Genomic DNA, 26180 nt, shown 5'->3' with positions numbered 1-26180 from the left:
ATCCGCCTAAACGAAGGATGCCAGCGCCTCTTCCAGTCGATGCCAGCCTTCTTCGCCCGGCAGGCCGATCCTGAGATCGTCCGGACGCTCATCGAAGCGACGGGTGATGATGCCGTGGGTGGCAAGATGCCGGTAAAGTGCCTGGGCGCGTGGATCCCGGATCAACCGGAACAGCGATGTGCCTCCATGCATGGAAATGCCGGCAGTCGTGAGCAGCGTCTCTAGGCGAGCCGTTTCGTCTTCCAGCCGTCGGCGCATCATCACCTGCCACCAGCCATCGGCCAGTGCCTCGCTTGCCACATGGAGTGCCGGACCGGATATCGCCCAGGGACCGAGCCTGTATTCAATCCGTCGCACCACATCGGGATGCGAGATCGCAAAACCGAGCCTGAGGCCGGCCATGCCGTAGAATTTTCCGAATGAACGCAAGACCAGAAGGCCACCGCTTTCGACCATTTCCGCAACGCTTTTGGCCTCCGACACGTCCGAAAAGGCTTCATCGACGACAAGCATTCCGCCTTTGGCCCTCATGGTGTCGGCAAGCGACAGGAGATCCGCCCTCGGCACGACGCGACCGGTCGGATTGTTGGGGTTGACGATGACCGCAAGATCGGCCGCTGCGAGCTGATTGATGTCATCGGTTTCGGTGACCTCGAATCCGGCCAGTTTTGCTGCGCGGGCATGTTCGGCATAGGTGGGAGACAGAATTGCTGCCTTGCGCCCATCGATCAGCGAGGCGACGATCGGCAGCAGGATCTGCGTGCCTGGCCCTGCCGCGACATGGGCCGCGGACAGCGCGCCATAGGTTTTAGCTGCGATCGCTTTCAACTCAACGAGCAATGCCGGTTCCGGCAGCCGTGCAAAAACATTGCTAGGAATTGCTGAATGCGGATAGGAATGCGGATTGATACCAGTCGAAAGATCGATCCATGGTTCCGGCGCCTGAGGAAACAGCGCACGTGCCCTGGCCAGATTGCCGCCGTGCTGGATCGGATCGCCAACGACATCTTTATCCTTTGGGTTTGCCACAGCAATGTTCCTTCTCGCATTCCTCGCGCTGATCGTGGAGCGCTTTACCGGCTACCCGGATTGGCTGTTCAGGCTGATCGGCCATCCCGTCACGTGGATCGGCCGGCTGATATCGCAACTCGACACCCGATGGAACCGCGAGGCGGATGACTTCGCCACGCGAAAACGCATGGGGATCCGGGCACTCGCCGTTCTGATGGCGATTGTCATTCTTGTCTCTGCGGTCCTGCAGGATGTGCTGCTTGTTATCCCGTTGGGTCCGATCCTGCTCATTCTTGTCGCTGCGAGCCTCCCGGCCCAGAAGAGCCTCGAGCGGCATGTGCGCGATGTCGCTTCCTCGCTTAAGCACCATGGCTTGCCGGCGGGACGGGCGGCCGTCTCCAGAATTGTCGGCCGCGATGTCGAACAATTGGACGAAGCGGCAGTTTGCCGGGCGGCGATCGAAAGCCTCGCCGAGAATTTTTCCGACGGCGTGGTCGCGCCGGCCTTCTGGATGGGGATCGGCGGCCTGCCTGCCGGTGCGGCATACAAGGCAGCCAATACCGCCGACAGCATGATCGGCCACCGCTCGCCGCGCCACGAAGCTTTCGGCTGGGCGGCCGCCCGTTTCGACGACCTCGTCAACCTGCCTGCCTCGCGCCTCACGGCAGCGCTTTTCGTGGTTGCCGCGCTTTTTGTTCGCGATGCCTCGCCAAGCAATGCCATCAGGGCGATCCGCCGGGATGCCAAAAATCATCGTTCGCCGAATGCCGGTTGGCCTGAAGCCGCGATGGCGGGAGCGCTCGGCATAGCACTTGCTGGACCCCGCAGTTATGGCGGCGAGATGATCGAGGCGAGTTATATGGGCGAAGGCGGCCGCAGCGAACTGGTCTATGAGGATATCTACGACGCGCTGAAGATCGCCCGCATCGCCGACATGCTGCTGATCGGCCTTTTCGGCGTCCTGGCGGTCCTCATGTGGCAAGTCTGAGCAACCCGCTGAGATCGAGATGCCGTTCCATATGAGCGGCGAGACGATCGAGAATGGCATCGACATTCGCCTCGTAATCGAGGCCTGAAGACGAACCGCCAAGACGGGTGAGCCAGGCTGACCGCTGCCTGTCGTCGGAAAACAACCCGTGGACGTAAGTGCCGACGACCCGGCCATCCGCGGAGGATGCCCCTTCCGCTTGACCACCGATCGTCGAGAACGGGCGGGCACAATCCGCGCCGGCTGTGCGGCCGATATGCATTTCGTAGCCGGCAAAGGAAATACCATCGAAACTAGAACCCGAAACTGCTTCAAGCCGCTTGGCGCCGGAAAGAACGGTTTCGACATTGAGCAGACCGAGTCCATCGACGGAGCCGGGCGGACCTTCTGTGCCTTCCGGGTCTGACACGCTGCGTCCAAGCATCTGGTAGCCACCGCAGAGACCGAGTACCCGCCCGCCGCGGCGATGATGGGCAGCGATATCCACATCGAATCCGGCTTGGCGCAACGCCGCAAGATCCGAAATCGTAGCCTTGGAGCCGACCAGCAGCACGAGATCGCAATCACCGGGAATGGCTTCGCCGCGACGGACGCGGATCAGTTCCACATCCGGCTCGGCTTCCAGCGGATCGAGATCGTCGAAATTGGAAATATGCGGCAGGATCGGCACCGCGATGCGGATTTTCGCGCCCGGCTTGCGGGCAAAGGACTGGGAAAGACCCAGCGCATCTTCTGCCGGCAAAAGCGCCGCATCGGCAAAATGCGGCAGAAGCCCGATCGACTGCCAGCCGGTGAACCGGGTAATCAGATTCATGCCTTCGGCAAACAGCGCCGGATCACCGCGAAACCGGTTGACGATGAAACCGCGGATCATCGCCGCATCATCGGCATCGATGACCAGCTTGGTGCCGGCAATACTGGCGATGACGCCGCCGCGATCGATATCGCCGATCAGCACGACCGGCACATCGGCCGCGCGGGCAAAACCCATATTGGCGATATCGTTCTGGCGCAGGTTGATTTCCGAAGCGCTGCCCGCACCCTCGACCAGAACCAGATCAGCCTTGGCGCGCAGGATCTCGAAGCTTTCGAGCACGCGCGAAAGCAGTCGGGGCTTCAGATGCTGATATTCGGATGCCTTGGCATTGCCTTCGACGCACCCCTGCACCACGACCTGGGAGCCGATCTCGCTCTGCGGTTTCAGAAGCACCGGGTTCATATGCACGCTGAGCGGCATGCCGGCCGCGCGCGCCTGCAGCGCCTGCGCCCGGCCGATCTCGCCGCCATCGGCGGTGACGGCCGCATTGTTCGACATGTTCTGCGGCTTGAACGGCGCGACGCTCAGGCCACGCAGCGTAAAGGCGCGGGCAAGGCCGGCCACGACCAGCGATTTGCCCACGTCGGAGCCCGTTCCCTGGAACATCAGCGAGCGAGCGACCATGATCTAGAACTCGATGCCGGCCTGGGCTTTGACACCCGCCTTGAAGTGATGCTTGACCAGAGACATCTCTGTCACCAGATCGGCCGCCTCTATCAAGGCCGGTTTCGCGTTGCGGCCGGTGACGACAACATGCAGGTCAGGGCGTCTGGCCTGGAAGGCGGCGACGACCTTTTCCAGATCAAGATAGTCGTAGCGAAGTGCGATATTGAGTTCATCGAGGATGACCAGCCCGATCGTCTCGTCCGCCATCAGCTCGAGTGCCTTCTCCCAGGCCTTGTTCGCGGCCGCGATATCGCGTTTGAGGTCCTGGGTTTCCCAGGTGAACCCCTCGCCCATCGTATGCCAGACGACGCGATCGCCGAACACGGCAAGCGCCGGCTGTTCGCCGGTCGACCATGCGCCCTTGATGAACTGCACGATACCGACACGACGGTTGTTGCCGAGCATGCGTAGCGCAAGCCCGAAGGCCGCCGTCGACTTGCCCTTGCCGGGACCGGTATGGACGATGAGAAGACCCTTTTCCAGGGTCTTCTCGGCGACTTCGGCATCCTGAACCGCCTTGCGGTTCGCCATCTTGGCGCGATGACGCTCCTCGGCGGTTTCATCGATATTTTTCAACGCGCTGCAAGCTCCCTTTCGGTTTTGAGAGACACATGTTCTCCGCTACGAAACGTCTGCCTTAGCACAGCAGCGGCAACACCGAGAACCGCCCAGAAAATCAGATTGGTGGCATAAACGGCATTGACGAAACGGGCGTGCAGTTCGATCGGCACAGCAGTTTCATGGCTTGGCGGGAGCGGCGCACCTGCCAGATGCGGAGCAACCAGAAGTACGATCGCCAGAGCCGACAGCAAGGCGGAACGGGTATAGGCAAGAAGACCGAGGCCGGCAGCGGTGCAGATAGCGGTCGAGACCCACCAGAGCTGACGCGGACCGAGTTCGGCGGCAGGCATGCCCGGAAGTTCCGGTGGCAGGCCGAGACCCGGCGCAAGGCTGACGGTGAGGAAGCCGGCAATGCCGAACATCAAACCACCTCGCCAGCCGCCAAAGCCGCCGAGCGCTTCGGCAAGTGCGATCGCGACGAGCGCAAAACCGATGGCGGCGAGCACATCGGCCGAAGCGGTATAGATGAAACGCTCGAAACCATCGGCAGGCGCCCAGGCTTCTTCGTCATGATGGTGATCTGCGGCAGCTGGTTGGGCCGCACCGATGGCAGGCGCTGCGTCATGCGAATGGCTGTGTCCGGCCTCTTCGCCGCCGGCATTTTCAAAAGTTTCCGCCTGCAGGATCAGCGGCACGGTGGAAAAACTCTGCATCACGGTCATCAGCAGGCCGGACAATAACCCGGCGACCACCGCCGCGAGGACGATGTTACGAAACAACGACATTTTGAAATTCCTCTTAGTGGCAGGGGAAGGCCAGCGAATGGCGCGTATCGTGAGCGGCGTTATGTACGACTTCCAGATGCGAGAAGCCGACGAAACCGACCATGAACAGGCCAAGAAGGGCCGACATGCTAAGAGGAATGATTTTTGATGCGGAAACGCTGGCTGCGGCTGCAGCAGAATTCGTAACCATGGACTTCGTCTTTCTGCCCTCCACCCGAGGGCTGTTACCATTGCCGAATGTCTCTGGCAGGTCTCCTGGCTCGCGGATCGGGCGCCTTCACCCGCCTTCCCAGTTCAATCCGTAAAGGGATTGCTCCAGTGGCTTGACGACCGGATGGCCGTTTTGGGCAAAGGCTTTCCGCTTACAGTTGCGGGGGCAGCCGCGGGTTTGACGAAAGATCGTCGCACCGCATTCCCTTGAGTAACCCTTCCGGGCACCAAAGACAGATCCACTATAGTCAATTCGGTTCTATCGGCAATCGCCTTTGCGACATTGACAGTTTGACCGCGGAACGCTTACTTGAGCGCCACGACGGTCCCTTGCCGGCAACGGCAGGGGCTAAGAGAGAATGCGGTGCGGACCGATAAAACGGTCCAATGCCGCGGCTGCCCCCGCAACTGTGTGCGGCGAGCCATCACGCCAGAGACGCCACTGGAGAGGTCCGGCCATGGACCCTTCTGGGAAGGCAGGCGGATGGTGACGACCCGCGAGCCAGGAGACCTGCCGTTTGAAAATCGTGCTTTTCCGGGCGGGGTGCTCCGGCAAAGGCTTCAATCATCGCTGCAGGATGGCTTGGCTTTCCTGTTCCGCACCCCGACTTGAGTAACCCGGCGGTAGTGCGGCCTGATGACAGATGATGCGCGAAAAGACGAAACCGGAACGACCGTCGGCGGCAATGCCGGCAACGTCGACGTGACGATCTTCGTCTGCACCAATTGCCGCGAGGCGACGGACAGCGAGGCCCGCCCCGGTATCGACCTGATCGAAGCGCTGAAACTGGCAGCTAAGGGCAAGCCGCTTACCGTCAAGCCGGTCACCTGCCTTGCCAATTGCGATAAGAGCCCGAGTGCGGCCTTCAACCACCGTTCCGGCTGGTCCTATGTCTTTGGCCACCTCTCCACCGAAGATGCCGACGACATCGTCACCGGCGCGATGATGCTGGCCGAAGACGAGCGCGGTTTCCTGCCCCTTCGCGGCCGCCCGATGTGCCTTCGTGGAAAAGGCATGACGGCCCGTATCCCACCCTTTCATCACCACGAGGACATGCCTTCATGAGCGAAAACTTCGCCCCTAAGTTCGATAAGGTTCCCTGCACCGTCGTTACCGGCTTTCTCGGCGCCGGCAAGACCACGCTGATCCGCAACCTGATCGAAAAGCTGGACGGCAAGCGGCTGGCGATCATCGTCAACGAATTCGGCGATGTCGGCATCGATGGCGAGGTGCTGAAAGGCTGCGGCATCGAGAGCTGCCCGGACGACAACATCATCGAACTGGCCAATGGCTGCATCTGCTGCACGGTGGCAGACGATTTCGTGCCGGCGATCGACCAGATTCTCGCCCGCGAGCCGCGCGTTGACCATATCCTGATCGAGACTTCCGGTCTTGCCCTGCCGAAGCCGCTCGTACAGGCGTTTCAGTGGCCGGCCGTGAAGGCGCGTGTGACAGTAGATGCCGTGATTGCGGTCGTTGATGGTGTAGCACTGGCCGAAGGCCGTGTTGCCGATGACCACGATGCGCTCGAAGCCCAGCGCCAGACCGATAGCTCGATCGATCATGACGATCCGGTCGAAGAAGTGTTCGAGGACCAGGTCGCCTGTGCCGACATGATCGTGCTGACCAAGACCGACCTTCTCGATCAGGCTTCGCTTGCAGCCGCCAAAGGCCGAGTTCAGGCGCATCTGCCGCGTGCCGTGAGAATCGTACCGGCTGCAAATGGTGCGGTTGATCCCAGCGTTCTGATCGGCCTTGGCCTTGCCGTCGAGGACGATATCGAGAACCGCAAGACCCATCATGACGACGAACTCGACCACGACCACGACGATTTCGACAGTTTCGTTATCGATCTGGCCTCGGTAACCGACCCCGAAGCGCTGGCTGCCCGTATTTCGGCGACCGCGGAAGCGGAAAACGTGCTGCGCATAAAGGGCTTTGTCGACGTCGCGAACAAGCCGATGCGCCTGCAGGTTCAGGCGGTAGGATCGCGCGTGAACCACTATTTCGACCGCGCCTGGGCACCTGGCGAAAACCGCCAGAGCCGCCTCGTCGTGATCGGCGAAAAAGGCATCGACCGCGCCGCGATCGAAAAAATGCTGGCGGCATAAGAGCCACCGGCCGAGGAAAAGGATGCACATACTCGCCACCACATCGTCGTCGCTCGACGACCTTATCGAACCGGTAGACCTCAACCAGTCACCGGCCGATGTGGTGGTGCTGTCCTTTTCCGGCAGCGATCTGAACGGCATTGCGGCGGCTTGGGAGGCAGTTGACCGTGGCGCGTGGAATACGGCCGAGGCTCGTGGCCTTGATACCCTCCTCTGGCCTGCCAGCCATCTCCCCCAGAAGGGGGGAGATCAGCAAGATGTAGCAACACCGCTAAATCCTCAACAATTGAATAGGGCGGAACCTCGCCGCGAGTCGATCTCCCCCCCTGTGGGGGAGATGCCCGGCAGGGCAGAGGGGGGTAAAGCCTCGGGCAACACCAACAGCCCGTCGCTCGCCCTCACCAACCTCTCCGACCTGCGCCACCCGATGTCCGCCGATCTGTGGCTGGAAAAGACGGCGGCCCATGCAAAGGTCATCCTCGTGCGCATTCTCGGCGGTTACGACCGCTGGCCATATGGCGTCGAGGAATTGTCGCGGCTGGCGAAACGCCGAAAGATCGCGCTCGCCATGCTGCCCGGCGAATGCAGCATGCGCGACGAGCGGCTAGCCGCCGCCTCGACGGTTTCCGAGGCAAACCTTGCAGAAATCCTGGCCTGTTTTCGTGAGGGCGGACCGGACAATATGCGGCTTCTGGTCCAGCGACTGGGAGCATTGGCAAGCGGCGGGGCGAATGAGATTCCGCCTGCAATTGCGATGCCGAAGGCCGGTTTTTATCGCCCTGGGAAAGGGATCGTTGACCGACGAGACCTTATGGCCGGATTTTCACCGGATGCGCCGCGCCTGCCGATCCTGTTCTACCGGTCCATGCTGCTCGCCAATGACGCTGCACCGATCGATGCACTCTTTGAAGCGCTCGCCGCGCGCGGCTTCGCCCCCGTGCCGCTCTTTGTCAGCGGCCTGAAGGATGCCGAGGCGATAACCTTTATCGAACAGGCGATAACCGAGCTTCAGCCCGCGGCGATCCTGACGACCACCGCCTTTGCCAGCGGCACGGACGACAGGAACGAGACGATTTTCGATAGGTCGGGCATTCCGGTCTTCCAGATCGTTGTCGCGACCACCCGCCGCGAAGGCTGGATCGAGGGCAGGCGCGGCTTGAATCCCGCCGACCTTGCTATGCATGTCGTCCTGCCGGAACTCGATGGCCGCATTCTGGCCGGTGTGATCTCCTTCAAGCAGGGCAGTGGATCAGCGGAACTCGTCAACGGCCCCGAGCCGGATCGCGTCGACCAGGTGACCGAGCGGATCGCAGCCTTCCTGCGGATGAAGATGACGATTCGCTCTGAGCGAAAAGTCGTCATCCTGATGCCGGATTATCCGAGCGCGCCGGGCCGCACCGGTTACGCCGTCGGGCTGGATGTGCCGCAAAGCGTGCTTGCCATGCTGCGCGAACTCTCGCTAGCCGGCTATTCGGTTGCCGATATTCCCGACACGCCCCGCGACCTCCTTGATCGTCTTAATCGGAAAACTGGCTCCTTGCCGCTTCGCGACTACGTCGCAGCACCAAGTGCCAGCGAAGCATGGGGCGATGCGAAAGACGACGCGGATCTGGAAAATGGCGCATACCGCTTCCGCGCCACACAGTTTGGCAATGTCACCGTGGCGCTGGCGCCGGATCGCGGCCGCAACGCCGATCGCCGGGCCGATTATCACAGCCCTGACCTCCCACCCCGCAATGCGCTGATCGCCTTCGGCCAATGGATGCGCCACGCCCTTGGCGCTCATGCGATCGTGCATGTCGGCGCACATGGCACGCTCGAATGGCTCCCTGGCAAGACGGTGGCGCTATCGAAAGATTGTTTTCCGGAACTGGTGACTGGCGGCCTGCCGGTGATCTATCCCTTTATCGTCTCCAATCCCGGCGAGGCAGCCGTTGCCAAAAGGCGGATTTCCGCTGTCACCATCGGCCACCTGCCCCCGGTTCTGACCGGCGCCGGTCTTTCGGACGATGAGAAGAAGCTTGAACTGCTGGTCGACGAATATGCCCAGGCCGATGGCCTCGACCGCCGCCGCCGTGACCGGCTGGCAAAACTGATCGTCGATGCGGCTCGCGACACGACGATTGCCACCGATGCCGGAGTTTCCCGCGACGACGACCCGGATACCGCGCTTGGCCGGATCGATGCCTTTCTTTGCGATCTCAAGGACTTTGCGATCAAGGACGGCCAGCATATTTTCGGCGAAGTGGCCAAGGGCGACGATGATCCGCTGCGGATTGCCAGTGCCGGGACGGAAAAGCAGGCTCTGCTGGATGCGCTGGATGGCAGGCATATCCGCCCCGGCCCTTCCGGTGCGCCGGCCCGCGGCCGCCGGGATGTGATGCCGACCGGGCGCAATCTTTTTGCCAGCGACCCGCGCACCCTGCCGACCCCGACCGCATTCGAACTGGGCAAACGCGCCGCCGACGAAATCCTGCGGCGTTATCTTCAGGACCATGGCGACTGGCCGAAAAACCTCGTTTTCGATCTCTGGGGCAGTGCTTCGCTTAGAAGCGGCGGCGAGGAAGTGGCGCAGGTTCTGGCGTTGATGGGCGCAAGGCCGGTTCAGGATATAGTGACCGGCCGCGTGACCGGCATCGAGGTATTGCCTCCGGCGCAGCTTGGCCGTCCGCGCGTGGACGTGACGCTCCGGATTTCCGGCCTGTTCCGTGACATGTTCCCGGCGCTGATCGCCCTGCTCAATGCCGCCATGCGGGCGATTGCCGCGCGCGAAGAAGCACCGGGAGACAACCCGCTGGCCGAAGAAGCCCAGAAAACAGGCGCGGTTCCGCCGCGCATTTTCGGCTCGGCGCCCGGCACCTACGGCTCCGGCATCGAGGAAAAACTTGCCGATGGATCGTGGGGCGAGCGGGAAGAGCTGGGGCGCATCTATCTCGACGCCACCAGCCATGCTTTCGGCGGTGCCGACGGTATGGCGAGTCATGTGCCCGGCGAATTTGCCGGACGGATCGGCAATGCCGACCTACTCGTCCATACCGGCGACGATCCAGGCCGCGATCTTCTGGACGGTTCGGCCGACGTTGCCTTTATCGGCGGTTTTTCCGCAGCGGTGGCAGCGCTTGGCGGCAAGGCGGACGTAATTGCGCTCGATACGACCGATCCCGCAAAACCGAAAGCACGCTCGATTTCCGAAGCCGTCACACGGGTTGTCCGTGCGCGGGCCATCAATCCGCGCTTCATCGCCGGCCAGATGCGCCACGGCCCACGCGGCGCGGCAGAACTGGTGGAAACGGTCGACCGACTGATCGGCTTTGCCGAAACGACCCACGCCATTCCGCAATCCCTGATCGAAGCCACTTATGACGCCTATCTGGGTGATGAGATCGTGCGAGAATTTCTGCTGACGCAGAACCCGGAAGGTGCGCGCTATATGGGCGAGCGTTTCCGCTCGGCGCTGAACCGCGGGCTATGGCATCCGCGCCGAAATGCGGTCGATGCCGAGCTTGAGATGCTGACGGGAGAGGTCGCATGACGACGCTCCCGCTCACTCTGCAACGCGGTGCCTGCCCTGCCCTTTCGGCCCCGATGATGACCGGCGACGGCCTGTTGGCGCGTATCTCGCTGATCGAAGCGATTTCGCCCGAACAACTGGCGGATATTTGCCTGCTGGCGCTGAGGCATGGCAACGGCATGGTCGACATTTCCGCCCGCGGCAATCTTCAGGTCCGTGGCTTGAGCGAGATGTCCGCGCCGCGTCTGGATGCCGATGCGCGCGCGATGAACCTGCCGCTTCGCGAAGGTCTTACCGTCGAAGTTCCACCGCTTGCCGGTATGGATGACAGCGAAATTGCCGATCCCCGACCGCTGGCAGAGGCCATACGTGACGCCTCGCGCGGCATTACCGGACTGGCACCCAAAATGGCCGTTGTGGTCGATGGTGGAGGACTTCTGCGGCTCTCGGACCTGCTTGCCGATATCCGTCTTATCGCGGTCGGAAAACACGACTGGAAGTTGCTTTTAGGCGGCACCGAACAATCCACTCACGTTTTCAATGTTTTACGTGAAACACTTGTTGTCGACACGGTCATCGACCTGTTGAAGCGGCTGGCAAGCCTGGGAAACAAGGCTCGCGGACGAGATCTGGCTCATCGCTTGGCCGTGAACGAGGCAGCACCCCACACTCCGCCGTCATCCTCGGGCTTGTCCCGAGGATCTGCCAGCGTCGCGACAGTTGATCCGTCGCAGATGCTCGGGACAAGCCCGAGCATGACGGCTGGAAAAGTGGCTGCATCTCCTTTTGACTTGTTCAGCCTTTCAAATCACCTCCACGCCATCGGCATCGGCCCCGCCTTTGGACAGGCAAAGGCGGAACATCTGATCGCGCTTTGTAACGAAGCCGTCCGCCTGGGAATAAAATCTCTCAAACCAGCGCTTGATCACTCCCTTCTCTTCTTTGGCACCGAGATCGCCTGCCGGGAATTGCGGGACTTCGCCGACAGCAACGGGTTCATCATCTCTGCCACCGATCCGCGTGGCCATATCGCCGCCTGCTCGGGCAGCCCCGCCTGCAATTCGGCGACGATCGCCACTCACGAGATTGCCGCAGCAGCGGCCGCCGAATGCGCCGGTCTGCTCGACGGGTCGTTCAAGCTGCATGTCACCGGTTGCCCGAAAGGCTGCGCCCATCCGCAACCGGCAGCGCTTACCCTTTGCGGCACCGCTGATCGCGTTTCTCTGATTGCGCAGGGAAAAGCTGCAGACCAACCCTTTGCTTTCTCGAGCTTTGCCGATACCAACGCCACGCTTCGCCGCCTTGCCGATCTCGTCAGATCGGAAAGACGACCAAGCGAAAACTCAGCCGCGTGCCTTGCCCGGATCGGTTCAGACCGGCTGGAAGCGGCAGCCACAGGACGACCATGACAAGTTACGACTATATCCGCGAAGGCGATGCGATCTACGAAAAGTCATTCGCGATCATTCGCGCGGAAGCCGATCTTTCCGCCTTCACCGAGGAACAGGCCGATATCGCCGTGCGCATGATCCATGCCTGCGGGCTGGTCGAGGCGGCAGAGCATTTTCGATTCTCGAGCGATTTCGTCGAGGCGGCACGCGCTGCCCTTCGAGCTGGAAAGCCGATCTATTGCGACGCCGAAATGGTGGCGCATGGCGTGACCCGCGCAAGACTGCCGGCGGAGAACCAGGTGATCTGCACCCTGCGCGACAGCCGCACCGTAGAACTGGCAAAAACTATCGGAAATACCCGCTCGGCAGCTGCTCTCGACCTGTGGGACGAGCTGGAAGGCGCAGTCGTTGCCATCGGCAATGCGCCGACGGCACTGTTCCGATTGCTGGAAATGCTGGATGCCGGTGCACCGCGCCCGGCCGCGATCATCGGCATGCCGGTCGGTTTTGTCGGCGCGATGGAAAGCAAGGAAGCGCTGATGGAATCAACCCACGACATTCCTTATGCCGTGGTGCGCGGCCGCATGGGCGGCTCGGCTATGACCGCCGCCGCAGTTAACGCGCTTGCGAGGTCAGGACTGTGAACGCCGCCATCATCAAGGGCAAACTCACCGGCGTCGGCACGGGTCCGGGCGATCCGGAACTGATGACGCTGAAAGCGGTTCGCGCCATCAACGAAGCCGATGTCGTCGCCTTCTTCTGCAAGAAGGGCTCGACCGGCAATGGCCGCACCATTGTCGAGGCGCATATCCGCCCCGGCACGATCGAATTGCCACTGGTCTATCCGGTGACGATCGAGACCCACAAGGACGAAGACGACTATAAGAACCCGATCAACGATTTCTTCGATCGCTCGGCCGAAGAGATCGCCTCCTATCTCGATGCCGGCAAGAATGTTGCCGTGCTGAGCGAGGGCGATCCGCTTTTCTACGGTTCCTACATGCACCTGCATCTGCGGCTGAAGGATCTTTATCAGGCGGACGTGATCGCAGGCGTTACCGCCATGTCCGGCTGCTGGTCGATGACCGGCCTGCCGCTGGTGCAGGGCGACGACATTTTAAGCGTGCTGCCCGGCACGCTGCCGGAAGAAAAGCTCGCGGAGCGGCTCGCAGTTACGGATGGCGCCGTGATTATGAAGGTTGGCCGTAACTTGCCGAAAATCCGCCGCGCCCTGGCATCGGTCGGAAAGCTTTCCGGCGCACTTTATGTCGAGCGCGGCACGATGGCGAACGGAGCGGCCGAGCGACTGGAAACGCGCGACGAAAGCCCGGCGCCGTATTTCTCCATCGTACTCGTTCCCGGCTGGACCACGAGACCGCAAGGGGAAAAGAAATGACCGGGTCGCTGACCGTTGTCGGCCTCGGCCCCGGCAATCCCGACCAGATCACCCCGGAGGCTCTCGCAGCAGTTACGGCATCCACCGACTTTTTTGGCTATTTCCCGTATATCGACCGGCTGAACCTTAGACCAGATCAGCGCTGCCACGCCTCGGACAACCGCGAAGAACTGACGCGCGCCAAGGCAGCGCTGGAAATGGCGGCCAAGGGCGGTAAGGTCTGCGTTGTTTCCGGCGGTGATCCGGGCGTGTTTGCCATGGCGGCCGCAGTTTGCGAAGCGATCGACGACGGCCCGGCCGAATGGCGTGATATCGAGCTGTTCGTCGTGCCGGGTGTTACTGCGATGCTTGCGGTTGCCGCCAAGGCCGGTGCACCGCTGGGCCATGATTTCTGCGCCATATCACTGTCGAATAACCTGAAACCCTGGGCAATCATCGAGAAACGTCTCGTGGCGGCTGCAACGGCGGGCTTCGTCATGGCCTTCTACAATCCGATCAGCAAGGCGCGTCCGCACCAGCTGGGCAAGGCTTTCGACATTCTGCGCGCCCATCTGCCCGGCTCGGTGCCGGTGATCTTCGGCCGTGCAGCAGGCCGCCCCGACGAGGCGATCCGCATCGTGCCACTCGAAGAAGCTGAAGGCGATATGGCCGATATGGCGACCTGCGTGATCGTCGGCACGGCCGAGACGAGGCTTATCGAGCGGACTAGTCAAAGGCCGATCGTCTATTCGCCCCGTTTTCTGCGGGAGAGCTTCCAGTGACGCACCATGCCGGCAAGCTCTTCGACGCTTCTGGCCGATGGCACATCCGCCAGACGGGGGCGTTCGATCAGCACGACCTCGATGCCGAGCCGTCGGGCAGCGCTGATCTTGCCGACGCTGGAGGCACCGCCGCTATTCTTCGAGACGATAAGATCGATTGCATGCTGTTCAAGCAGCAGGGTCTCGTCCCATTCGGAGAACGGACCGCGCGCAGTGATGTAGGACACGTGCGGCAGCTTCAGCGGCGGATCGACCGGATCGACGCTGCGCACCAGATAGGAATGCTGCGGCATCACTTCGAAAGGCAGCAGTTCCTGCCGGCCGAGCGTCAAGAAAACCCGGCGCGGAGCAATGTCGAGGGCTTGGACGGCGGCCGCAATATCGGTGACCTCCTGCCAGTGATCGCCCTTCTGTCGCGACCATGCCGGACGGCGCAAAGCGAGAATATCGACACCCGCCAGCGCCGCCGCCTCGGCAGCGTTGCGGGAAATGTTTGCCGCAAACGGATGCGTCGCGTCGATCAGCAGGTCCACGTTCTTTTCGCGAAGAAATGCGGCAAGCCCTCCGGCACCGCCGAAGCCGCCGATACGAACCGGCACGGGCTGTTCGGCCGGGGCCTTGGTGCGGCCGGCAAGCGAGAGCAAAATATCGTAATCGGGGCTCGTCGAAAGCTGGGCGGCGAGCGCCTTGGCTTCCGCCGTACCTCCCAGAATGAGGATGGAGTAGGTCAAATTGCCTCCTGAATCAGAGAAACAAGCTTTAAACCAAAGCCGCTGGCTGTCCATTGTCGGAATCGGCGAGGATGGCGTGAAAGGGCTGGGCGAAAACGCCAGGGATGCGATCGCCTGCGCTTCGGTCGTCTTCGGCGGCAAACGGCATCTGGAGCTTGCAGCGCCGCTGATAACCGCCGAGGCGCGGCCATGGCCGGTGCCGTTCGATGCAGCGATGCGCGATGTCGTGGCGCTGAGAGGGCAAAAGGTTTGCGTGCTCGCCTCCGGCGATCCGTTCTTTTACGGCGCCGGCGTCACCCTGTCGCGTCACATCGGCTCCGATGAGTTTACCACATACCCATCGCCTTCGGCATTCTCGCTGGCGGCTTCGCGGCTCGGCTGGCCGCTACAGGATATCGAAACCGTTTCCCTGCACGGCCGCCCGATCGATCTGATCCGCCCGCTATTGCATCCCGGCCGGCGGATCATTGCGCTGACCTCTGACGAAAAAGGCCCTCGGGAGCTGGCGAAACTGCTGACGGAAAGCGGGTTTGGTCGATCCGGAATGACAGTGCTTGAAGCGATGGGCGGTGAGGCCGAGACGATGCGCGCCGGCAAGGCCGCAGAATTCGCATTACAGGATATCAATGTCCTCAATGTCGTGGCCATCGAGGTGGTTGCAAGTGCTGATGCGCGCATCCTGCCGCGTGGTTTCGGACTGGACGACGCGCTGTTTGAACATGACAGTCAGATCACCAAGCGCGAAATTCGGGCGCTGACGATGTCGGCGCTCAGCCCTCGGCAAGGTGAACTGCTCTGGGACATCGGCGCCGGTTCCGGTTCGATCGGCATAGAATGGATGCTGGCTGACCCGTCGATGCGAGCGATTGCCATCGAAGCTCATCCGGAACGCGCCGCGCGGATCAGGCGCAATGCATCCCGTTTCGGCGTTCCGGGATTGGTTCTGGTCGAAGGAGAGGCGCCGTCCGCGCTGAACGATCTCCCGCAACCCGATACGATCTTCATCGGCGGCGGAGGCAGCGAACCAGGCGTCTTCGACGCAGCCTTAGAGGCACTGAAGCCCGGCGGCAGGCTGGTTGCCAATGCCGTGACGCTGGAAATGGAAACCGTACTGCTGGCGGCACAAGCGAAACTCGGCGGCAACCTGATCCGAATTGAAGTTTCACGCGCAGCACCGGTCGGCGCGATGCAGGGCTGGAAGCCGGCAATGCCGGTGACCCAATGGACATGGACAAAAGGAATGCAATCATGATCGTTGCCGGTCTCGGCTGCCGCAAGGGCAGCACGCGCGATGAGCTTCTATCGGCGCTCGATGCCGCCTGTATGGAAGCGAAAATTTCACGTGAATCCATCTCGGCGCTCGCAACCGGCGAGATCAAGCGGGAGGAAGCCGGCATTCTGCAATTGGCCGAGATGCTGGGCCTGCCGCTCCATATCGTGGCGGACAATGCCCTGATGGACGCAGAACCGCGAACGAAAACCGTGTCACGGCACAGCCTTGCGAAAACACTGTCCTCCAGCCTTTCGGAGGGTGCCGCGCTGGCAGCTGCGGGCGAAAAATCAGAGATCATCGTGCCTAGGCTGATATCGCAGGGCGCCACCTGCGCGCTTGCAGAAATGAAAGAACAAGCATGACCGTCCATTTCATCGGTGCAGGTCCGGGTGCAGCAGACCTGATCACCGTGCGCGGTCGTGATATTCTCGCCCGCGCGCCGGTCTGCCTTTATGCCGGCTCGATCATGCCCAAGGAACTGCTCGACTGGTGCCCGAAAGATGCGCGCATCGTCGATACCGGTTCCTTGTCGTTGGACGAGATCGAAGCCGAATATGTTGCCGCCCACAAGGCGGGCAAGGACGTCGCGCGGCTGCATTCCGGCGATCTCTCCGTCTGGAGCGCGGTCGCCGAACAAATCCGTCGGCTGGAAAAACACGGTATCGATTATACGCTGACGCCGGGCGTGCCCTCCTTCGCCGCAGCAGCGGCAGCACTGAAGCGTGAACTCACCATCCCGGAAGTGGCCCAGAGCCTCGTACTCACCCGCGTTTCCGGCCGCGCGTCGAAAATGCCGGAAGGCGAAACACTGAAGGCCTTTGGAGCGACAGGCGCAACGCTGGCGATCCATCTCGCCATCCATGCACTGGAAAAAATCGTCGAGGAACTGACGCCGCTTTATGGCGCAGATTGCCCGGTGGCAATTGTCGTACGCGCCTCCTGGCCGGAAGAGCGGATCATCCGCGGAACGCTCGCCGATATCGAGGCGAAACTGGCGGAAGAGCCGGCCGAACGCACGGCACTGATCTTTATCGGCAAAGGCCTGGGCGCGTCCGATTTTGTCGAGAGCCAGCTATACAATGCCGACTATGTAAGGCGTTTTCGCCCCGGCTGGGAACAGTTCAGCAAGGATCACGCCGATAAGGGTTCGGAATGATCGGAAGGAGTGAACTCCGTCTTGCCGACAAGCTGGCCTTGTCGATCGAAGACCAGGATTTCCAGAGCGATATCTGGCGTATGCAGTGCCTTTGCCGCCGTTTTCCAGGCGAGTGCAGCGATGCGGTTGCCAAGCGGAAGCCCTATGTCATCGGCGAGCTGGAAGGCGTGCGACACGGTGTTTGCCGCGGTAATTCGCGCCACGAGATCGGCCTCCGCGCCGGCTTCGGCCGCAACCTTGGCCAGAGCCTCGAGATCGGCAAGCCCGCGTTTGGAATGCACATCGAGCATGCCTTGAGAAAGCTTGGTCATCTTGGCGACGCCGCCGGCAATCGTCACCTTCGGCACCGGATGGCTGCGAAGATATTTCAGCATGCCGCCGACGAAATCACCCATGTCGATCAGCGCGATCTCCGACAGGCCATGATGGGCCTGCGCCGCCTTTTCGGACACATTGCCGGTGGCGCCGGAAATGTGATCAAGCCCTGCGGCGCGCGCCACATCGATGCCACGCCAGATGGAATGAATCCAGGAAGCGCAGGAAAAGGGGATGACGATGCCGGTTGTACCGAGGATCGATATGCCGCCAAGGATTCCAAGTCTACCGTTGAGGGTGCGCTCGGCGATCTTCTCGCCATCGGCAACGGAAATCTCGACCTCGAAATCCCGCTCGCCATGGCAGACCTCGGAAATCGCCTGAGCAATCATCTTGCGCGGAACCGGGTTGATAGATGGCTCACCGGGCGGCAGCGGCAGGCCAAGCCGTGTCACGGTGCCGACGCCCGGTCCCGCCTTGAAGGTAATGCCGGAGCCGGGCAATCCACGGCGCACGGTGCTCATGATCAGCGCGCCATGGGTGACATCGGGATCGTCGCCGGCATCCTTGACGATGCCAGCCTTGGCAAATCCGCTGCCCTTCTCTTCCATCGCAAGAGCGAAGGCCGGGCGTTGGCCGCCGGGCAGTGTCACTTCGACCAAGGCCGGAAATTCGCCAGTCATCAACGCAAGACAGGCGGCCTTACTGGCTGCCGCCGCACAGGTGCCCGTCGTCCATCCACGACGCAGGTTCTTGCTTTCTGTTTCAATGGCCGCTTCCATGGCCGTTTCTATAGCCCGGCCGCCACCGGCCGGCAAAAGGTTTGAATATGTCCGTGAATGAGTTGTTGGAAACGATCGTCGATGCCCCCGAATTTGCCCCGGGCCACGTATGGCTGGCGGGTGCCGGACCGGGTCATCCTCGTTATCTGACGCTGGAAGTGGCGGATGCGCTGAAAAAGGCGGATGTGATCGTGCATGATGCGCTGGTTTCTGACGGCGTGCTGGCGCTGGCGACGACAAAAGACCTGATCTTCGTCGGCAAGCGTGGCGGCAAGCCTTCCGTCGCGCAGGACGATATCACGGCCAAACTGATCGAACTGGCAAAGGCGGGAAAGCGCGTCTTGCGGCTGAAGGGCGGCGATCCCTTCATCTTCGGTCGTGGTGGCGAGGAAGCTGAAGCGCTGGTGAAGGAAAACATTCCCTTTCGCGTGCTGCCCGGCATGACATCCGCATTGGCGGCGCTCGCCTCCGCCAACATTCCCGCTACCATGCGCGGCATCAGCCGCTCGATCACGCTAGCAACCGGCCATGCCGCCGGAACACCCGGGGATCTCGACTGGAAGGCGCTTGCAAAAACCGGCGAGCCCATCGTCGTTTATATGGGCGTCAGCACGATCGGCACGATTGCCCGACTGCTGATGGAAGGCGGCCTTGCCGCCGACACGCCCGTTGCCGTGCTGATGGCCGCAACGACGCCGGACGAACGCTCGATGACAGCAACACTTGCCACTGTCGAGGAAGAAGTCCAGCGCCAGAATTTTGCCGCTCCAGCACTGATCGTCATCGGCAGGATCGTTTCCATGCAGGCTGTGCTATCCGGGCAGGCCGTTCTTTCGGGCAAGAATCCATGACCGCCCGCGCGCTCATCATCGGCGCACCGCGCTCCGGCTCCGGCAAGACAAGCGTCACGATCGGCCTGCTAAGGGCTTTTCAGCGGCGCGGCGTGAAGGTTCGCGGCATCAAGACCGGGCCGGATTATATCGACCCCGGTTTTCACGAGGCGGCGACCCGCCTGCCCGGCCTCAATCTCGACAGCTGGGCGATGGCGCCCGATCTTCTGCGCCATCTGGCGCGTGAACAGGCGGATGATGCCGAGCTGATACTGATCGAAAGTGCCATGGGCCTGTTCGACGGCATCGTGACCGAACCCAATCGTTCCGGCGCCGCATCCGATCTGGCCCGGCTTTTCGGCCTGCCTGTGCTTCTGGTACTCGACGTTTCCGGCCAGAGCCAGACAGCGGCGGCAATCGCCTGCGGTTTCATGCATTACGACCCAAACGTGAAGATGGCCGCCTGCGTGCTGAACAGGGCCGGCAGCGAGCGACACAAGAAGCTTTCCGGCGACGCGATCGAGGCACTTGGCCTGCCGGTTGTCGGCACGGTGCTGCGTGATCCGACGCTGACACTGCCGGAACGCCATCTCGGTCTCGTCCAGGCAAGCGAACACCCGGAAATGGATGCCCATATCGATCGTCTGGCCGATGCGATGGAGCGCTCGCTCGATCTCGATGCGATTTTTGCCGCCGCAAAACCATTCGACATACCGTCAGGTTCGACCGAAAAGGCGCTTCTACCACCGGGCCAGCGGATTGCGCTTGCCGAGGACGCGGCCTTCACCTTCCTCTACCCGCATATCAAGCGGCAATGGCGCGCCATGGGGGCGGAGATCATCACCTTTTCGCCGCTTGCCGACGAAGCGCCACTGGCCGATTGCGACATCTGCTGGTTACCCGGTGGGTATCCCGAGCTGTATCCCGCCAAGCTCGCCGCTGCCGACAATTTCAAGGCAGGCCTGAAGACCTTCGCGGAAACAAAACCCATTCACGGCGAATGTGGTGGCTACATGGTTCTCGGCGAGGCGCTGGAGGATGCCGACGGGGTGACTCACGCCATGACCGGGCTTCTCTCCCATGCCACGAGCTTTGCGAAGCGCAAGATGAATCTCGGCTACCGCCAGGCACGCCTGCTGGGCCACTCTGCGATCGGTTCGACCAACGACCTGATCCGTGGCCATGAATTCCATTACGCACGCGTGATCGATGCTGGAAACGACCAACCTCTCGCCATGATTGCAGACGGCCGCGGCGTCGAAATAGGCCCATCGGGTGGAAAACGAGGTCGTGTGACCGGCGCATTTTTCCATGCAATAGCGCGCGATTGAGACTATTGGGCACCTGCCTGACAGGTGTCGAATTTTCGCAACCCATGGGAGGTTGCCAAATGTGTCGCATCAAAGGCACTTAATGTCGTAGCGAAGGCTCACCCGCGCGACACCGCGCCCTTACCATTCATCAAGCCTCAACGGGCCTTCGATCACAGAGCAGATTTTCCCGAGGCAGATAAGCTCACGCAGATGAGCGGGAGACTGCAGAAGAAAGGAAGTTATGTCGGCGGCAACCGAACCATTTCCCACGATCGACAGCATGAAACACGCCCCTCCACGGAAGAGGAAACCGGACGAGCGGGTGTCGATGACAAGAACAGAAATCTGCATCGGATAAAGGGGAACAAGGGAAATGAACGACTTCACAAAGTATCTGGCCGGACGCGTCACGGCAGGCGGCATGAACCGCCGCGAATTCATTGGTCGCGCCATGGCCGCCGGCCTGACGCTGACCGCAGCTGGCAATCTTTTCGCCACCAGCGCCGCAGCCCAGACGCCCAAGAAGGGCGGCACATTGAAGCTCGGCCTCGAAGGCGGCGCAGCCACAGACTCGATCGACCCCGCCAAGGCAACCTCACAAGTCATGTTCGCTGCCGTACGCAGCTGGGGTGACACGCTGGTAGAGACACATCCGCAGACCCGGGCCCCGATGCCGTCGCTGGCCGAATCCTGGGCGCCTTCCGCCGACGCCAAGACCTGGACCTTCAAGATCCGCAAGGGCGTGCAGTTCCACGACGGCAAGGAAATGACCACCGACGACGTTGTGGCCACCCTGAAACGCCACAGCGACTCGAAGACCGAATCCGGTGCAGCTGGCGTGATGAAGTCGATCACCTCGATCGAAAACAAGGGCGGTGATCTGGTTGTCACACTCGACAGCGGCAATGCCGACCTGCCGGCAATCTTCACCGATTATCACCTCGTCATCCAGCCGAATGGCGGCATCGACAAGCCGACGGCAGGCGTCGGGACCGGCCCCTACAAGGTGAAGAGCTTCGAACCCGGCGTTCGCATGACCTTCGAGAAAAACCCGAATGACTGGCGCTCCGACCGTGGTTATGTAGATTCAGTCGAAATTATCACGATGAACGACGCGACGGCCCGCATTGCGGCACTTTCGTCCGGTCAGGTCCAGTTCATCAACCGCGTCGATCCGAAGACCGTACCGCTTCTGACTCGCGCCCCGACGGTGCAGCTGATGACGACATCAGGCGGCGGTCACTATGTCTTCATCATGCACTGTGACAAGGCGCCCTTCGACAACAACGACCTCAGGATGGCGCTGAAATACGCGATCGACCGCGAGGAAATGGTCAAGCGCATTCTCGGCGGTTACGGCAAGGTGGGCAACGACTTCCCGATCAACGACACCTACGCGCTCTTCCCCGAAGGCATCGAGCAGCGATCTTACGATCCCGACAAGGCGGCCTTCCATTACAAGAAGTCCGGCCATAGTGGATCCGTGCTTCTGCGCACCTCGGAAGTCGCCTTCCCGGGCGCCGTCGACGCGTCTGTGCTTTTCCAGCAGAGCGCCAAGAAGGCCGGCATCGAGATCGAGATCAAGCGCGAGCCGGGCGACGGTTACTGGTCGAACGTCTGGAACGTGCAGCCCTTCTCCGCCTCCTATTGGGGCAGCCGCGCCACGCAGGACCAGTTCTATTCCGGCGCCTATCTGTCGACCGCCGACTGGAACGACACCCGCTTCAAGAACGAGAAGTTCGACAAGCTGCTGATCTCTGCCCGTGGCGAACTGGACGAGGCCAAGCGCAAGGCGATGTACCGCGAAATGGCGATGCTGGTGCGCGACGAAGGCGGCACGATCCTGCCGATGTTCAACGACTTCGTGAACGCCGGTTCCAAGAAGCTGAAGGGTTATGTCAGCGATATCGGCAACGACATGTCCAACGGTTATGTCGCAAGCCGCGTCTGGTTCGACGCCTGATCCGAAAAAGTGGGCTTTTGCCCGCTGGTGAACAGGGATCGCGGGTCAACGCCTGCGATCCCATTCCTTCATGTCGGAAACGGGATCGCGCCAGATGTCAAATCCAGCAGAGGCCGGCCAATCGCCTGCCCGCAGCCTGAGGGAGCGGTTTCCGCTGCTTGCCCTCATCCTTGAACGTTTCGCTCTGTCGCTCGTTCTGCTTTTCGCCGTTTCCGTGCTGATCTTTGCCGGCGTCGAAGCGCTGCCCGGCGATTTCGCCACCACCTATCTCGGCCAGTCGGCCACGCCTGAGACGATCGCCAATATCCGCTCGGAACTCGGCCTCGACCGGCCGGTCATCACCCGCTACTTCGACTGGCTGGGTGGTGTCGTGCAGGGCGATTTTGGCACCTCATGGGCAAGCCGAAACTCGGTCTCCGAACAGGTCGGCAAAAGGCTCGGCAATTCGCTGTTTCTTGCCGGTTTCGCCGCCATCATTGCCGTGCCTCTGGCAATCTGTCTCGGCATGTTGTCAGTCCATTTCCGCGACCGGATGCCCGACAAGATCATCAACGTGATTTCGCTGGCGGCGATCTCGCTGCCGGAATTTTTCATCGGCTATCTGCTGATCCTCTATTTCGCCGTCGATTTCGGCATCGCCACCTTCCCGGCCACTGTTTACGAAGGCATGGGCTTTTTCGAGCGTATCCAGACGATCGCGCTGCCGACGGCAACCCTGGTTCTCGTCGTCCTCGCCCACATGATGCGCATGACCCGCGCCGCCATCCTCTCCGTCATGTCATCCGCCTATATGGAAACGGCCGAACTGAAGGGGCTTTCCAGCTGGCGGGCGATCGTCAAGCACGCAGCCCCCAACGCGCTCGCCCCGATCATCAATGTCGTGGCGCTCAATCTCGCCTATCTGGTGGTCGGTGTCGTGGTCGTCGAGGTCGTCTTCGTTTATCCCGGCATGGGCCAGTACATGGTCGATGCGGTGACGGTGCGCGACATGCCGGTGGTGCAGGCCTGCGGCCTGATCTTTGCCGCGGTCTATATCTTCCTCAACATGGTGGCCGACATACTTGCGATCGTCGCCAACCCCCGCCTGAGGCATCCGCGATGAGACTGAGAGAAATCCCCATCACCGCCTGGATAGGCCTTTTAGGCATCGCGCTTGCCGTCTTCTGCGCGCTTTTCGCCCCTTTCATCGCCCCTTACGGCGAGACGGAGGTCGTGGGCGGCGTCTGGCAGATGGCAGACGGCCAGTTCTTCTTCGGTCTCGACAATCTCGGCCGCGACATCCTCTCGCGGCTGATCTACGGCACCCGCACGACTTTGTTCGTGGCACTGGCGGCAACTGTGATCTCGTTTTCGCTCGGCATCATCCTGAGCTTCATCGCAGCAGTCTCCGGTGGTCTGATTGACACGGTTTTTTCCCGTTTCAACGATCTGATGATGTCGATCCCAACGCTGATCTTCGCGCTCGTGGTGCTGGCCGTGCTGCCACAATATCTGTTCGTCCTGATCCTCGTCATGGCGGTGCTCGATTCTACCCGCGTCTATCGCCTCGGCCGCGCCGTCGCACTCGATGTCGCGGTAATGGAATTCGTCGAGGCGGCGAAACTGCGTGGCGAAGGCAAGACCTGGATCATTTTTCGCGAGATCCTGCCCAATACGTTGTCGCCGCTTCTGGCCGAATTCGGCCTGCGCTTCGCCTTCGCCATCCTGTTTCTTTCCACCCTCTCCTTCCTTGGCCTCGGAATCCAGCCGCCGACGGCCGACTGGGGCGGCATGGTGAAGGACAACAAGGACGGCATCATCTTCGGCATTCCCGCAGCGCTGGTGCCCGGCTCGGCGATCGCGGCACTTTGCATCTGCGTCAACCTTGTGGTCGACTGGCTCTTGAAACGAACCTCCAGCCTGAAGGGAGGCCGTGGCGATGCCTGACACCCATCTTCTTTCCGTCCGCGACCTGAAGATCGAAGCAACCAGCTATCCGCCCGGCGAACAGCCGAAACGGATCACCATCGTCGACGGCGTTTCCTTCGATCTGCAAAAGGGTAAGGTTTTGGGCCTGATCGGCGAATCGGGAGCCGGCAAGTCGACGATCGGCCTCTCCGCCCTCGCCTATGGCCGCGGCGGCGCCGAAATCACAGGCGGCGAGGTGAAACTCGATGGCACGGACATCCTCAAACTCGGCAAGGGCGGCATCAGAAAACTGCGCGGCGCCCGTATCTGCTACGTGGCGCAGTCTGCAGCTGCCGCCTTCAACCCGGCCCACCGGCTCGGCGACCAGGTAATCGAGGCGACAGTCAAGCACGGCCTGATGACCAAGCAGGAGGCGCGCCAGCGGGCGCTCTATCTCTTCCAGGTACTGGGCCTCCCAAGTCCCGAGACTTTCGGCGATCGTTTCCCGCATCAGGTTTCGGGCGGGCAGTTGCAACGCGCCATGACCGCCATGGCGCTCTGCTCCAACCCTGACCTGATCGTCTTCGACGAACCGACAACGGCGCTCGACGTGACGACGCAGATCGATGTTCTGGCCGCGATCAAACATGCGATTGAGGAAACCGATACGGCTGCGCTCTACATCACCCACGATCTCGCGGTGGTCGCTCAGATTTCGGACGACATCATGGTTCTCCGCCATGGCAAGACGGTGGAATACGGCTCGGTACAGCAGATCATCGAGGCACCGACGCAGGACTATACAAGAGCGCTGGTCAACGTGCGCCAGACAGCACGCGAGGAGGCTGCGGACCAGTCCAACCCGCTGCTGAAAGTGGATAAAGTCAGCGCGGAATATTCGAACGGCTTCAAGGTTCTGCACGGCGTCTCGCTGCATCTGTGCAAGGGACAGACACTGGCGATCGTTGGCGAATCAGGGTCGGGAAAGTCGACGCTGGCACGTGTCATCACCGGCCTTCTGAGGCCGAGCGAAGGTAAGATCACTTTCGACGGCAGGCCGCTGACACTGGCGCTGAGGAACCGCCCGAAAGACGATCTTCGCCGTATCCAGCTGATCTACCAGATGGCCGATACGGCAATGAACCCACGCCAGACGGTGCGCGACATCATCGGCCGGCCGCTGACCTTCTATTACGGCCTCAGAGGTGCTGCAAAGACCGCCCGCGTCAGGGAACTGCTCGAGCAGATCGAGATGGGCAACGGTTTCATCGATCGTTATCCGGCAGAGCTTTCCGGCGGGCAGAAGCAGCGTGTGGCGATTGCCCGTGCGCTTGCGGCGAAACCGGAGCTGATCCTTTGCGACGAGCCGACATCGGCGCTCGACCCGCTGGTCGCCGAAGGCATTTTGAAGCTGCTGATGAAACTGCAGGAAGACCAGCAGCTCTCCTATGTTTTCATCACCCATGACATCGCCATCGTGAAGGCAATAGCCGATTCGGTCGCCGTCATGCATCGCGGCAGGCTGGTCCGCTTCGGCCCGAAATCCCAGGCACTTTCGCCGCCCTTCGACGACTACACAGACCTTCTCCTCAAATCCGTGCCCGAAATGGAACTCCGCTGGCTGGAAAAGGTGCTTGCCACGCGGCGCATGGAAAGCGCCGGAAACTGAGAGCTGCCCCTCATCCGCCTGCCGGCACCTTCTCCCCGTAAACGGGGCGAGG

Annotated in this window: 24 protein-coding genes and 2 riboswitches; of the genes, 17 read left to right on the top strand and 7 right to left on the bottom strand. The window is 61.5% G+C overall.

Translation table 11 applies throughout. From position 1 onward, the window contains the following. Positions 1–6 precede the first annotated feature (6 nt). Positions 7–1029, bottom strand: coding sequence for a threonine-phosphate decarboxylase CobD (gene cobD / locus ACI3K0_RS19765; protein ID WP_343062668.1), 1023 nt, complete (start codon positions 1027–1029; stop codon positions 7–9). Positions 1030–1033: 4 nt separating this feature from the next. Between cobD and cbiB the strand changes: the two genes are divergently transcribed. After that, a complete protein-coding gene (gene cbiB / locus ACI3K0_RS19760; protein ID WP_404946037.1) occupies positions 1034–1999 on the top strand; it encodes an adenosylcobinamide-phosphate synthase CbiB in 966 nt (321 codons plus the stop codon). Here cbiB and ACI3K0_RS19755 read toward each other — a convergent pair. Genes ACI3K0_RS19755 through ACI3K0_RS19740 form a run of 4 tightly spaced genes read right to left on the bottom strand, consistent with a single transcriptional unit; the run spans position 1983 to position 5018 of the window. After that, positions 1983–3440 carry a cobyric acid synthase gene (locus ACI3K0_RS19755; protein ID WP_404946036.1) on the bottom strand — a complete coding sequence of 486 codons (1458 nt, stop codon included), beginning with the start codon at positions 3438–3440 and terminating at the stop codon, positions 1983–1985. The genes cbiB and ACI3K0_RS19755 overlap by 17 nt on opposite strands. A 3-nt stretch (positions 3441–3443) precedes the next feature. Then, complete coding sequence (gene cobO, locus ACI3K0_RS19750; protein ID WP_183829440.1) at positions 3444–4058, bottom strand: cob(I)yrinic acid a,c-diamide adenosyltransferase; 615 nt, start codon at positions 4056–4058, stop codon at positions 3444–3446. After that, complete coding sequence (locus ACI3K0_RS19745) at positions 4055–4828, bottom strand: CbtA family protein (RefSeq protein WP_404946035.1); 774 nt, start codon at positions 4826–4828, stop codon at positions 4055–4057. The genes cobO and ACI3K0_RS19745 overlap by 4 nt, the downstream gene beginning before the upstream one ends. Before the next feature lie 13 nt (positions 4829–4841). Further along, the gene (locus ACI3K0_RS19740) at positions 4842–5018 is read right to left on the bottom strand and encodes a CbtB-domain containing protein (protein ID WP_183829446.1); all 177 of its coding nucleotides are present in this window, start codon (positions 5016–5018) and stop codon (positions 4842–4844) included. A gap of 37 nt (positions 5019–5055) precedes the next feature. Beyond that, positions 5056–5285, bottom strand: a riboswitch (cobalamin riboswitch). 59 nt (positions 5286–5344) lie between these two features. Next, positions 5345–5572, top strand: a riboswitch (cobalamin riboswitch). A 103-nt stretch (positions 5573–5675) separates the two neighbouring features. Here ACI3K0_RS19740 and ACI3K0_RS19735 point away from each other — a divergent pair. The 7 genes from ACI3K0_RS19735 to ACI3K0_RS19705 are packed head-to-tail and all read left to right on the top strand — an operon-like array spanning position 5676 to position 14209. After that, positions 5676–6104: a DUF1636 domain-containing protein gene (locus ACI3K0_RS19735; protein WP_183829451.1), complete on the top strand. Its 429-nt coding sequence runs from the start codon at positions 5676–5678 to the stop codon at positions 6102–6104. Further along, positions 6101–7150: a cobalamin biosynthesis protein CobW gene (cobW, locus tag ACI3K0_RS19730; RefSeq protein WP_183829454.1), complete on the top strand. Its 1050-nt coding sequence runs from the start codon at positions 6101–6103 to the stop codon at positions 7148–7150. Before ACI3K0_RS19735 ends, cobW begins: the two co-directional genes overlap by 4 nt. 22 nt (positions 7151–7172) lie before the next feature. After that, the gene (gene cobN, locus ACI3K0_RS19725; RefSeq protein WP_404946034.1) at positions 7173–10682 is read left to right on the top strand and encodes a cobaltochelatase subunit CobN; all 3510 of its coding nucleotides are present in this window, start codon (positions 7173–7175) and stop codon (positions 10680–10682) included. After that, positions 10679–12070: a precorrin-3B synthase gene (gene cobG, locus ACI3K0_RS19720; RefSeq protein ID WP_404946033.1), complete on the top strand. Its 1392-nt coding sequence runs from the start codon at positions 10679–10681 to the stop codon at positions 12068–12070. The genes cobN and cobG overlap by 4 nt, the downstream gene beginning before the upstream one ends. After that, positions 12067–12696 (top strand): precorrin-8X methylmutase, encoded by a 630-nt coding sequence (locus tag ACI3K0_RS19715; RefSeq protein WP_404946032.1) that lies wholly within the window; start codon positions 12067–12069, stop codon positions 12694–12696. The genes cobG and ACI3K0_RS19715 overlap by 4 nt, the downstream gene beginning before the upstream one ends. Then, on the top strand, positions 12693–13448 hold the full coding sequence (locus ACI3K0_RS19710; RefSeq protein ID WP_404946031.1) for a precorrin-2 C(20)-methyltransferase: 756 nt from the start codon (positions 12693–12695) through the stop codon (positions 13446–13448). Before ACI3K0_RS19715 ends, ACI3K0_RS19710 begins: the two co-directional genes overlap by 4 nt. After that, on the top strand, positions 13445–14209 hold the full coding sequence (locus ACI3K0_RS19705) for a precorrin-3B C(17)-methyltransferase (RefSeq protein ID WP_404946030.1): 765 nt from the start codon (positions 13445–13447) through the stop codon (positions 14207–14209). The genes ACI3K0_RS19710 and ACI3K0_RS19705 overlap by 4 nt, the downstream gene beginning before the upstream one ends. Here the strand turns inward: ACI3K0_RS19705 and ACI3K0_RS19700 are convergent. Then, the gene (locus tag ACI3K0_RS19700) at positions 14173–14940 is read right to left on the bottom strand and encodes a cobalt-precorrin-6A reductase (RefSeq protein WP_404946029.1); all 768 of its coding nucleotides are present in this window, start codon (positions 14938–14940) and stop codon (positions 14173–14175) included. The genes ACI3K0_RS19705 and ACI3K0_RS19700 overlap by 37 nt on opposite strands. A gap of 1 nt (position 14941) precedes the next feature. Between ACI3K0_RS19700 and cbiE the strand changes: the two genes are divergently transcribed. The 3 genes from cbiE to cobM are packed head-to-tail and all read left to right on the top strand — an operon-like array spanning position 14942 to position 17369. Continuing rightward, complete coding sequence (gene cbiE / locus ACI3K0_RS19695; protein ID WP_404946028.1) at positions 14942–16192, top strand: precorrin-6y C5,15-methyltransferase (decarboxylating) subunit CbiE; 1251 nt, start codon at positions 14942–14944, stop codon at positions 16190–16192. Next, on the top strand, positions 16189–16575 hold the full coding sequence (locus tag ACI3K0_RS19690; protein ID WP_404946027.1) for a cobalamin biosynthesis protein: 387 nt from the start codon (positions 16189–16191) through the stop codon (positions 16573–16575). Before cbiE ends, ACI3K0_RS19690 begins: the two co-directional genes overlap by 4 nt. Further along, positions 16572–17369, top strand: a complete 798-nt coding sequence (cobM, locus tag ACI3K0_RS19685) for a precorrin-4 C(11)-methyltransferase (protein ID WP_404946026.1) — start codon at positions 16572–16574, stop codon at positions 17367–17369. The genes ACI3K0_RS19690 and cobM overlap by 4 nt, the downstream gene beginning before the upstream one ends. Here the strand turns inward: cobM and ACI3K0_RS19680 are convergent. Further along, positions 17345–18454, bottom strand: a complete 1110-nt coding sequence (locus ACI3K0_RS19680) for a cobalt-precorrin-5B (C(1))-methyltransferase (RefSeq protein WP_404946061.1) — start codon at positions 18452–18454, stop codon at positions 17345–17347. The two genes, cobM and ACI3K0_RS19680, sit on opposite strands and share 25 nt — an antisense overlap. A 59-nt stretch (positions 18455–18513) precedes the next feature. Between ACI3K0_RS19680 and cobA the strand changes: the two genes are divergently transcribed. From cobA to ACI3K0_RS19650, 6 genes are all read left to right on the top strand, one after another. Then, on the top strand, positions 18514–19317 hold the full coding sequence (gene cobA / locus ACI3K0_RS19675; protein ID WP_206828492.1) for a uroporphyrinogen-III C-methyltransferase: 804 nt from the start codon (positions 18514–18516) through the stop codon (positions 19315–19317). Next, positions 19314–20627 (top strand): cobyrinate a,c-diamide synthase, encoded by a 1314-nt coding sequence (locus ACI3K0_RS19670; protein ID WP_404946025.1) that lies wholly within the window; start codon positions 19314–19316, stop codon positions 20625–20627. Before cobA ends, ACI3K0_RS19670 begins: the two co-directional genes overlap by 4 nt. Positions 20628–20982: 355 nt before the next feature. Further along, positions 20983–22572, top strand: a complete 1590-nt coding sequence (locus ACI3K0_RS19665; RefSeq protein WP_404946024.1) for an ABC transporter substrate-binding protein — start codon at positions 20983–20985, stop codon at positions 22570–22572. 94 nt (positions 22573–22666) lie between these two features. Next, positions 22667–23674 carry an ABC transporter permease gene (locus ACI3K0_RS19660; protein WP_404946023.1) on the top strand — a complete coding sequence of 336 codons (1008 nt, stop codon included), beginning with the start codon at positions 22667–22669 and terminating at the stop codon, positions 23672–23674. Further along, complete coding sequence (locus ACI3K0_RS19655) at positions 23671–24498, top strand: ABC transporter permease (RefSeq protein ID WP_404946022.1); 828 nt, start codon at positions 23671–23673, stop codon at positions 24496–24498. The genes ACI3K0_RS19660 and ACI3K0_RS19655 overlap by 4 nt, the downstream gene beginning before the upstream one ends. Then, entirely contained in the window at positions 24491–26128 is a 1638-nt protein-coding gene (locus ACI3K0_RS19650) for an ABC transporter ATP-binding protein (protein ID WP_404946021.1), read from the top strand. The genes ACI3K0_RS19655 and ACI3K0_RS19650 overlap by 8 nt, the downstream gene beginning before the upstream one ends. Positions 26129–26180 lie beyond the last annotated feature (52 nt).

Origin of the sequence: Rhizobium sp. ZW T2_16 (assembly GCF_044987325.1) — a bacterium.
GTDB lineage: Bacteria > Pseudomonadota > Alphaproteobacteria > Rhizobiales > Rhizobiaceae > Neorhizobium > Neorhizobium cellulosilyticum.
This window is presented reverse-complemented; position numbering and strand designations above follow the sequence as displayed.